Source organism: Candidatus Woesearchaeota archaeon, assembly GCA_021734105.1.
In the GTDB taxonomy this organism is placed as follows: domain Archaea; phylum Nanobdellota; class Nanobdellia; order Woesearchaeales; family SKGA01; genus SKGA01.
On sequence record JAIPJP010000006.1, the window covers coordinates 40,695 to 50,784 of the forward strand.

Consider the following 10,090-nt stretch of genomic DNA (forward strand, 5'->3'; position numbering starts at 1 on the left):
ATGAGCAACAATACCAAGTCCCAGAATAATGATAACCAAACAACTGTTAAAGACACCGATAGTCAAACCACTGATGAAGCGCAAATTTATGCGGTGCGAACAACAGCTAATCGAGAAGATCAAGTATTAAGTTTTCTGGGTAGTAACGCAAAGCGAAAGAACTTATCAGTTTATGCAGCAATTAGACCTCACGGCATGCGCGGTTACATCTTTGTTGAAGCAGGGAGCAGAAGCGATGCAGAGCAAGCAGCTTATGGTATTCCTTACGCTCGAGGACTTTTACCTAACGTTATTGAATATAAAGAAATTGAACACATGCTTGAGCAAGTCGTCAAAGACATGAATATCAAGAAAAATGATATCGTTGAAATTATCAGCGGTGCTTTTAAGCGTGAAAAAGCAAAAGTTTCTCGTATTGACCGGCAAAAAGAAGAAGTTGTTGTCGAACTACTTGAAGCGGCAGTTCCTATTCCCATCACACTTCGTATGGACGCTGTAAAAGTTATTCGTCGTGAAGGCGATGACGATGAAGAATAACGTCTTCTTTTTTTCTTTTTACAAAGAAAGAACAATCCAACAATAAGTAAGACATTTTTCTAAGCTCATGTATCCAATATGAAAAATAAAACTATTTTCCTCTTTAAACATATTATAAATTTTCAATAAGTATATAAAGCAACCTTTGTTTCGTAGCATTATGCCACCACCTAAACGACCAGCACCAAGAAAACCTATGAGTCCTGAAGATAGAGCTCAAATGGAAGCTGAAGAAGTACGTAGAGTTCGCCTTCCTAAAGGTGAAGAAACTATTGGCTTACTCATGGCTCGGTTAGGCGGTAGTCGTTGTCGCGTACAATGCCTTGATGGTAAAGAGCGTATTTGTCGTATCCCAGGAAAACTAAAGCGTTATTTATGGGTGCGAGAAAATGATATTGTGCTCGTACAACCATGGGAGTTTGGTGGCGATGAAAAAGGAGATATTATTTTCAAATATCGACCTGTACAGGCTAAGTGGCTTAGAAACAAAGGTTATCTTGATGAGCTTGAAAGTCAAGACGAATTCTAAAAAACATATTCTCAATTTATAATTCATACTGAAAAATTTCACCATTTCTTGGATGACCAGCAAATTCAGCTGCATAGACTTCTTCATCACTCATACCTAAAAGAAATGTTTTCATAGCATGTATGGTTTGTCCATGTGAAACAATCAGAACATTGTTTAGTTCATCTCGTTTGGCAAATAAATCTTGCAAGAATGAGCGTACACGGCTTTTAAGTTCTTGAAAACTTTCTGCATTTGGTGCTTTTTTTGTATACCAGTCAGCATCATAATATTGACGATATAATTCAAGTGGTAAATTATCAAAACCAGATATTCTTTCATCTATTCGAGAATCAATTTTTAAGGGTAATTCATGATATTGATTAATAATTGATGCTGTTTGTAGCGTACGATAGAGTTCTGAGACATAGACTTCATCAAAGTGAATATGGGCTAATTCTTCTGCTACTTGTTGTGCTTGTTCTTTTCCTTTTTTGGTTAAAAAAACGTGTGTTCCTGGCGACTCTGAACAGAGTTTAAGCACATTATAATTTGTTTCTCCATGTCGAATAATAAAAAGTTTCATTATCAATCTCCTCGATCATCTCGCAAGACCATAATAATAGTTACAATAACACCTGTAACAATTGCAGCGTCTGCAAGATTAAAAACTGGCCAGATATGAAAATTTATCCAATCAATAACTCCTCCAACAAATATGCGATCAAATAAATTCCCTAAAATACCTCCCAATAATAATCCAATCCCTAAAAGATACTTTTTTTCTTGTTCCACATAATAAATTAAAAATCCTAAAGCAAAAAGACTAATAATAATAAAAATTATGTTAATCGCATTAACGCTGTCAAATAAACTAAACAAGCTTCCCGTATTAATAATAAAGGTGATATCAACAATAGCGCCTGTTGTAAATAAATCGCCCAGTCGAACAACTAATTTAGTAAGTTGGTCTAAAACGAGCACGAGAAGTGCAAGGACAATATAACCTCGATATTGTTTTACCATTTTTTTTGTTCGAGTTTTTCGAGTCGTTGACTAATAGAAGAAAGTTCACTACGAATCGCGTCTAATTTAACGTCAATTACTTCTAATGAATGTGCTGTTGTTTTTCCTTGTGAAGTTGTTTGTTGTCCTCGAATCGGTTGTTCTTGTTGTTGAATATAATGCTGAGCAAGTTCTTGCCCTTTTGTTGATGAGGATGCAGCAGGAGAAGGTGTTGTTTGTTGTGACGAGAGCTGTTGTGAGGCTGTTGGTTGATGTTGCTGCTCTGGTGCATCATCTTCAAAAGGGGGAAGCCCAGTGAGATCATCTCCTGATCGTTCCATAAATGATGCAACCCCTGATGATGGCGTGCCTGATTGTTCAAATGAAGTAGAATTAGCAGGTGTCGAGGTTGCATGCGAGGAATCTGGCGATGAGGCATTTGGTAAAGCAGAAGCCCCTACATCCATTGTAGAATTCATCGCGTCTTGCATGGGTGGTAGCCCTGCTGTAAATGCTGGATCGTTAATATCAAAATCATCTTTTTTGTGAAAAATTTTACTTAAAAAACTCATAGCTCTCACCTAATGTACTAGTTATTCTTCTTCTGTAATCGCATCAGACATGGTTATGTCTTCAATTAAAGCATCCGATACCTTATCTAAGAGTTTCTCTCCAGTACCTTCTACAATCCGTATTGCTTGACCTGCAAGATTCATTGTTTGATTAGTTGTCATGTTTACTGCATCATTATCCGTTCCATTTGACTTATTAAGCAATCCATCAGTTGGTACACCTGCAAATTTCATCACAAGTAAAAACACAATAAGAAGTACTGCTGCAATAACTACTGCCTTTAAAACGCTCTTAAGAAGCTTAAAAAAGAGGATAAAAATAATAATAACTGCTAGCGCGACAATTCCAATGGTTAAAAGATCTGGCATACACCTCATAGCCTCATTGTTATTTAAAAAGGTTTGGATAAGAATTATAAAGAGGAACAGGTGTTAAGAACAAATATGAAGTTTAAAAAGAGATTGCTAAGCTTATTTAAAAAACGATCTTCTCCGCTTGTACGTACAAACAACATACAATTCTCTTATGGCGAAAAACAAGTTCTTGCAGGTATTAATCTCACGTTAAAAACAAGCCAGATTGTTGCAGTTGTTGGAAGAAGTGGTGAAGGAAAATCTACTTTTTTACATCTTCTAGCAGGAGTCGTCACAAAAAAATTTAAAGGTAAAATCCGCTTTGCGGGACTCAAACGAGGTCTTGCAAAAAAAGATATGGGTTTTGTCCCTCAGGAAATAGCTGTTGTTCCTGATTTATCCATTGCAGAAAATCTTGTTTTTTTTGGTAGACTTCATGGGCTGTCTAAGAAAATTGCATTGCAACGCGGTGAAGAATTACTACAGACACTGCAACTTGATGTTGCATTAGATAGATTTCCAAATGAACTTTCTGGCGGTCAAAAAGTGCGTCTTAACATTGCTGTTTCACTGCTTCATAATCCATTAGTTATGATTCTTGATGAACCATTTGTCGGTCTTGATTATCAAAACAGAAAATTATTGTGGCATTTTCTTGAGCTGCAAAAGCGTAAACGAAAAACAATAATTCTTACCACCCACATGCTTGTTGAAGCAGAACATCATACCGATCTTATTATTCTTCTGCATAAAGGAAAAATATTTAGCAAAGGAAAACTTGCAGATATTAGGCATAAACTTAATACTCATTTTATTCTCGAACTCAAGTTTGGACCGCTCTCAAAGGAAAAACAAAAAAATATCTTAGCATATTGTGTTCAACATGATATTGCCATCATGGATAGCTTTGGCACCTATATGATGTTCTCTGTTACTAGTGCTGGTCAAAGAAATTACTTCATAAAATTTATTCAAAAACTTAATATTGATTGTTATGAATTAGGATTTAGAGAACCTAATCTTGATGAATTATTTTTGAAGGTGAAAAGCGTATGATAAGAATGACTAAAAGAATTCTTGCGAGAATTAGTATGATTCCTCAAAGCTTTGCAGGTTTTTTTGGTAAAGAAATGAAGCTTCTTTTGCGAAAAAAGAAATATCTCTATCTTTCACTCGCCCTTCCTGTCATTATTGGTCTTATTTATGTATTCATGCTCAATACATCACCTGATTCTCTTACTGTATTAGTCTGTGATTTTGATCAAACGGAGTTTACAAAAGGCGCGCTTGCCGGCATTGATAGTTTTAAAATAACAATTAACACACAAAATAATTGTCGCGAGCTCATGCGCGATGCAATAATAAATAAAGAGTATTTATTTGGCATGATTATTCCCTTAGGATTTACTAGCAATATAGAAAATTTACAACAAGCAAGTATTACTACTGTTTATGATAATAGCGAACCTGCAATTACAGCTCTTGCAGAATGGAAAATTGATTTAGCAATTCAGCCTCTTCGAAATAAAATTGTTGAAAGTTTTGCAAAAGAGTTACAAACAACAACTGCGAATGCACAAGACAAAATAGAGATTGCTATCCAAACAATCGACTCAATTTCAATTTCATCTCTTGTACGTACTAAGCAAAGCATTAGTGATGCAAATGATGAACTTACTCGTGTTGCTAATAGTGATACAAAATTCTTTTCTAATCCCATTAACAATAATAAACTAGGCGTTCACAAAGAGCGTAGCATGCTCGAGATTGGTTTTGCCCCTCTCTTTACAATTCTCAATATGTTTCTTGTGCTTATGCTTTGTTCAACAGGTGTGATGTATGATAGAAAAATGAAATTATTTTCTCGAATTCGTGCAAGCAATAGTCTGCCAGGAACATATATTTTTTCAAAACTTGCATTTTTTACTTTACTTACCATCATACAATTTGTTGTTCTTTTTGTACTATTCAAACTCTTTGGTGCTACATTCTCCATTCACTTTTGGCTACTTATTAAAGCAATTCTATTTATTGCTTTAATTAATACCCTTGTTGGATATCTTATTGGTCTTATTAGCGATAGTGAAGGGGTCGCGGTGCTTATCTCGCTTATATTCACACTTCCCTTACTCTTTTTATCAGGCATGTTTTATCCATTAGAACTTATGCCAAAATTTGTTCAATTTCTTGCACACATTATGCCTTTACAAGCTCAAATGCTCATGCTCAAAAAAGCGTTGCTTTTTGGAGGAGAAATCGCAAATAAATTATTTTTAATGCCGCTTGGATTATTCATTCTAAGTGTTTTGCTAATGAAAAAAAAGTAGATGCTAAAAAAGGAAAAGTTAGCTAGTAAAAACTTAAAAAAATAAAATAATTAATTAGAATATTTATTTTACTAAAATCGCATCAACGTACGTGTTTTGTCCTGGTCGGCTCGTAATTCTTGCTTTACCTTTTGCTGTTTCTACAATGCTTCCTTTGGTTAAGATGTTACGCCGTACAAAATGTCGGTTTGCAGGATTTTCTAAAATAGTTGTTATTGCAACCACTTCATGTTTTTTAGTTGCTGGATCAAATAAATTTACCTTATCTGCAGAAAGAAGCTTGTCCTTTGTATTGCCACCGACTGTTCGTTCTTGCTTAACTTTTAGTGGTGCAACTTTTGTTAGTGCTGGAAGTCGACCAAGTTGTCCTAAACGTTTTACTTGAACACGTTTATATCGTCCTCCAGTCGCTTTTCGTTTTGAACGTAATTGTAGTATTGCCATATAAGCTGCAAGAAACAAGGTTTAATTTATAAAGCTTTCTGGCTAAAGGACTCATCACAAAAATAACCTATTACCTTCCGCGAAGCATTGTTTTTGCAAAGTTTAAAAAGAATGAATCAATAACCAAGAGCAGTGCGCTTCAAAAGAAACAAAAAAATTCATTTACCTTCACTTTTTAAGGTCATATGCGTTATTTTGGCAACGCGTTTTGACTGGTAAGTCTTCGCTCAGCCCGTCTTAAACGTCGGATACCGTTCTTTAGAGCCTTTCTCGTTGATTGTTCTCCTATTTTAATCATCTCCTTAACATGTTTACTTCGAATATCAAAGAAACTATAAGATTGAATAGGGGGTTCTATAAGAATAAGATTGTGTTTTTTAGTAGCTTGCTGTAAAATTCGTTTCGTTAATGCATGAGTCATTATCCGTACGCTATTTTGCAACACGTGAAATGCACTAGATACACTAGTGATGGCCTGCCATCGCTCAGACACATCTACAACAATAATAACATCTAAACCCGGTGGCAAGAATTCTATAGGAATGGGTGAATAAAGTCCTCCGTCCGCATAGTATTGTGTACCAATTTTTTTAGGTGCGAATAGTCCTGGAACTGCAATACTTGCACCAAGTACTGGATGTAATTTTCCTCGATTAAACGCTCGTACTTTCCCATTGTTAATATTTGTCGCAATAACTGTTAATGGTATGTTAAGATCTTTAAATGAGTTTACTTCTAAAATATTTAGAATGTGTCGTATGAGCCTATCACCTTTCAAAAAACCTAATCCTTTTATGGTAAAATCTGCTAAAAGAAATGGATTTAAAGAAGTGAATTCTTCTTCAGCAACTAGAATTGATTTTCCTGAAGCAACACATGTTCCAATAAGTGAACCAACTGAACAACCAGTAATGGCTACAGGAATGATGCCATATTCCTCTAAAACTTTAACAGCGCCAAGTTCTCCAAAACCGTGACCTCCGCCACCACTAAGAACTAATCCTACTCGTTTACTTTTTATCCAATCTAAATCTGCTGTTGTTAAATCGTTTTTTCTCACCATCTCTACTCAACTTTAAATCTTCCCATATTTAAAATAATCGTCTAATTCATCTTTAGTAAGCTCAATAGTTTTTGAATAATCGGATGATTTTTTGTTCGTTGTTGAATTTGTTCGTGGTGGAGTATCTCCACGACCAAGATTTACCCGTACTGTTCGACGACCACTTCCAAATCCTTGTTGAGTAAATTTTTGAATAAACACCTTTTTTTTCTTTAGTAACCACCAGCCAAAAAGCAGTCCTACCGCCAACCCTCCAAGGTGAGCAACATGTGCAACACTGGATGCTGGGTTAAAAAGCCCGACAAAGTCTATTGTTGCAAATAAAATTCCTGCAGTTCTCATGCTCATTGGAATGACAAAAAAGAAGAGTACACGCAAGTTAGGCAACAACAATATAACTAGACCAAGTATACCCATTATAGCGCCACTTGCACCAACTGCTGCAGCATCAGGCGTTCCTATCACATAACTATAACCAATGTAGGCTAGTGCTGCAACGAGTCCAGCTAGAAAATATGCAAACCAAAATCTTTTTCTTCCAATTCTCGCTTCAATAAGCGGACCAAAAATCATAAGTGCATACATGTTAAAGAGTAAATGGCCAAAGCTGCCGTGAAGAAACATCGAAGTAAATATTCTCCATACTTCTCCTGCCACCACTTTGCTTGATATCAGCATAAGTAGTTTTTGAAAGCCAGGTATAAGTAATTGTAAAATGAAAAATACGATGTTTATCCCTAATAATACCAGCGTGGGACTTCTTGTTTTAATTACTTCTTGCTGACGTTTTACATTCATGGAATGTATAAGAAAGAGGTTCTTTTTAAGCTTTGTTGAGCTTTACTTCATTACTGTTCCTACTATTAAATAAAGAATATTTATAAATGATAGTGTTTTTCCCTACAACTATACCAAAGTAAAAATGATAAACAACCTACTGCAACTAAAAGCGAGAATACGTTTACAGAATATACGACAAATTTCTGCAAAAAAAACATTTGAACGTATGACTAACGCACACACAACAAGTGATTTAATTAATGCAGCTAAAAAATATCAACAATTTCATCAAAAAAATTCTTTAAGTGAAATTATTGCAAATTGGACCTTGTTAAAAAGTGTGTACGAATCGCCTGCTAATGAGCAAGAAATCTATCGATTAAGTAAAGAAAAAATTCACCATTTAAACCAAACAGATCTTGCATCAATTAACACATCTTATAACCAACTAACATATCAATTAAATAAATTATACATGGGTTCATTAAACAAGACGTTTGAGGATATTCTCTTAGTACAGGATCTGCCAAAAGGCAAGCACAACTTATAAATACTTCTTGCGGTTCACTGAACATACAAGCACGCCAGGTAAAGTCCAATGAACAATATAAGAAGTCCTATCGTTTCCGTTCTAGGTCATGTCGACCATGGCAAATCATCTGTTCTAGATGCAATTAGAGATACAAACATCCTTGCTTCAGAAGCCGGGGCAATCACGCAAGCAATCGGTGCATCTATTGTACCTTTAGAAACTATTCAAAAAAAATGTGGAACACTCCTTAAAAATATGGGTATTACTCTAACAATTCCAGGTTTACTTTTTATTGATACGCCAGGTCACGCGGCATTCACTTCTCTTCGAAAACGCGGAGGCAACCTTGCAGACATTGCAATTGTTGTAGTTGATATTAATGAAGGTTTTAAACCACAAACTATTGAAGCAATTGAAATTCTTCGTGCTGCAAAAACCCCTTTTATTATTGCAGCAAACAAGCTTGATCTTATTCCTCGTTTCCAATCACAAGATACTAGCAAACAAGTTCTTGGTCTCATCGGAACTCAAAATCCTGCTGTACAACAAGTTATCGATACCAAAATTTATGAGCTCGTCGGGCAAATTCATGAAAAATTTGGTATGCAGGCAGAACGTTTTGATAGAGTATCAGATTTCACCCAACAAATTTCTATTATTCCACTTTCTGCAAAGAAAAGTCTCGGACTTGCTGAACTTTTAATGGTTATTAGCGCGCTTGCACAAAAATTTCTTGAAAAAAATCTCTTGCTTGATGAAACAGGTAGAGCAAAAGGAACTGTGCTAGAGGTCAAAGAAGAACAAGGCCTTGGCACAACAATGGATGTTATTATATACAACGGCCAACTCAAAGTCAACGATATAGTAGTCATCGGAACACAAGACGGTCCCCTCGTAACACGCGTTAAAGCAATGTTTGAGCCAGAAGCACATAATGAAATGCGCGATAAAAAATCTTCCTTTCGATCAGTTAAAGAAGTCATCGCAGCAACAGGAGTAAAACTTAGTTGTCCCGAACATAAAGGTGTCATGTCAGGTATGCCACTTATGAGCGCAACATCACCTGATGAAATAAACACTGCAAAAGAATTTATTACTCAAGAAATAAATAATACTAATATCATTCTCGATAATGAAGGCATTATTATTAAAGCAGATAACATTGGCAGTCTTGAAGCATTAAGTGTCTTACTTGGAGAAAAAAATTTTAAAATTAGAAAAGCTAGTGTTGGCCCCATTAGTAAAAAAGACATCACAGATGCTGAAAGTAACTATGAAACTAACCCCTTAACAGCAGCAATTCTTGGTTTTAACATTCCACAAGTTAATGGTGGAAAATTTGTCAAAGTAATTACTAGCCCTGTCATTTATCATCTTATTGAACAATACGAAGAATGGTCTATTACAAAAGAAAAAGAAATTGCTGCAAAGAGTCTTGAAGGACTCATGCGTCCTTGTAAAATTCAAGTACTAGCTAATTGTATTTTTCGTCAATCGAACCCTTGCGTTGCAGGAGTAGAAATTAAAGAAGGGATTCTAAAAACAAATATGCCACTTATAAAAAATAGTGGTGAAAAAATATCTTTTGTTAAAGAAATGCAACTTGATAAAAAGAACGTAAAAGAAGCAGAAAAAGGAAAACAAGTTGCAGTATCCATTCCTAACATAACAGGTGGTCGTCAACTTAATGAAGAAGATGTTCTTTACAGCGATATCCCCCCTCCTGATTTTCGCAAACTTAAAAAACACAGTAAACTTTTAACTCCTGAAGAAATAGAATTGCTTAAAGAAATCGCTGAAATCAAACGTAAACAAGATCCATTCTGGGGAAAATAAAAAAAATGAAAAAGGGAACTGCACAGCGTATTCGACCAAGGGGAGAATACTCTATTGCTCGCCTATGCGTAAATGGCGCTGAAATCAAACGTAAACAAGATCCATTCTGGGGAAAATAAAAAAAAAATGAAA

13 protein-coding genes are annotated in these 10,090 nt (G+C 35.4%); 6 read left to right on the top strand and 7 right to left on the bottom strand.

The window, feature by feature from the left end:
* Positions 1-537: a transcription elongation factor Spt5 gene (locus tag K9M74_01835; GenBank protein ID MCF7798620.1), complete on the top strand. Its 537-nt coding sequence runs from the start codon at positions 1-3 to the stop codon at positions 535-537.
* Positions 538-757: 220 nt separating this feature from the next.
* Positions 758-1,066, top strand: coding sequence for a translation initiation factor eIF-1A (gene eif1A, locus K9M74_01840; GenBank protein MCF7798621.1), 309 nt, complete (start codon positions 758-760; stop codon positions 1,064-1,066).
* Positions 1,067-1,082: 16 nt separating this feature from the next.
* On the opposite strand, the gene K9M74_01845 is transcribed toward eif1A, so the two are convergent.
* The 4 genes from K9M74_01845 to K9M74_01860 are packed head-to-tail and all read right to left on the bottom strand — an operon-like array spanning position 1,083 to position 2,991.
* On the bottom strand, positions 1,083-1,631 hold the full coding sequence (locus tag K9M74_01845; protein ID MCF7798622.1) for a histidine phosphatase family protein: 549 nt from the start codon (positions 1,629-1,631) through the stop codon (positions 1,083-1,085).
* A gap of 2 nt (positions 1,632-1,633) precedes the next feature.
* Positions 1,634-2,071 (bottom strand): signal peptidase II, encoded by a 438-nt coding sequence (lspA, locus tag K9M74_01850; protein MCF7798623.1) that lies wholly within the window; start codon positions 2,069-2,071, stop codon positions 1,634-1,636.
* Positions 2,065-2,622: a hypothetical protein gene (locus tag K9M74_01855; GenBank protein MCF7798624.1), complete on the bottom strand. Its 558-nt coding sequence runs from the start codon at positions 2,620-2,622 to the stop codon at positions 2,065-2,067. Before K9M74_01855 ends, lspA begins: the two co-directional genes overlap by 7 nt.
* Positions 2,623-2,643: 21 nt before the next feature.
* Positions 2,644-2,991: a hypothetical protein gene (locus K9M74_01860; GenBank protein MCF7798625.1), complete on the bottom strand. Its 348-nt coding sequence runs from the start codon at positions 2,989-2,991 to the stop codon at positions 2,644-2,646.
* A gap of 75 nt (positions 2,992-3,066) precedes the next feature.
* On the opposite strand from K9M74_01860, the gene K9M74_01865 reads away from it, so the two are divergent.
* A complete protein-coding gene (locus K9M74_01865) occupies positions 3,067-4,032 on the top strand; it encodes an ABC transporter ATP-binding protein (GenBank protein ID MCF7798626.1) in 966 nt (321 codons plus the stop codon).
* Positions 4,029-5,303: an ABC transporter permease gene (locus tag K9M74_01870; GenBank protein ID MCF7798627.1), complete on the top strand. Its 1,275-nt coding sequence runs from the start codon at positions 4,029-4,031 to the stop codon at positions 5,301-5,303. Before K9M74_01865 ends, K9M74_01870 begins: the two co-directional genes overlap by 4 nt.
* 63 nt (positions 5,304-5,366) lie before the next feature.
* Here K9M74_01870 and K9M74_01875 read toward each other — a convergent pair whose 3' ends face one another.
* The 3 genes from K9M74_01875 to K9M74_01885 form a co-directional block, all read right to left on the bottom strand.
* Positions 5,367-5,747: a 30S ribosomal protein S8e gene (locus tag K9M74_01875; protein ID MCF7798628.1), complete on the bottom strand. Its 381-nt coding sequence runs from the start codon at positions 5,745-5,747 to the stop codon at positions 5,367-5,369.
* Positions 5,748-5,937: 190 nt separating this feature from the next.
* Positions 5,938-6,810, bottom strand: a complete 873-nt coding sequence (locus K9M74_01880; GenBank protein ID MCF7798629.1) for a patatin-like phospholipase family protein — start codon at positions 6,808-6,810, stop codon at positions 5,938-5,940.
* 12 nt (positions 6,811-6,822) lie between these two features.
* The gene (locus K9M74_01885; GenBank protein MCF7798630.1) at positions 6,823-7,608 is read right to left on the bottom strand and encodes a rhomboid family intramembrane serine protease; all 786 of its coding nucleotides are present in this window, start codon (positions 7,606-7,608) and stop codon (positions 6,823-6,825) included.
* Positions 7,609-7,816: 208 nt separating this feature from the next.
* On the opposite strand from K9M74_01885, the gene K9M74_01890 reads away from it, so the two are divergent.
* Together K9M74_01890 and infB are read left to right on the top strand one after the other, a co-directional pair.
* Positions 7,817-8,140: a hypothetical protein gene (locus K9M74_01890; GenBank protein ID MCF7798631.1), complete on the top strand. Its 324-nt coding sequence runs from the start codon at positions 7,817-7,819 to the stop codon at positions 8,138-8,140.
* Positions 8,141-8,188: 48 nt separating this feature from the next.
* Complete coding sequence (gene infB / locus K9M74_01895; protein ID MCF7798632.1) at positions 8,189-9,958, top strand: translation initiation factor IF-2; 1,770 nt, start codon at positions 8,189-8,191, stop codon at positions 9,956-9,958.
* Positions 9,959-10,090: the final 132 nt, after the last annotated feature.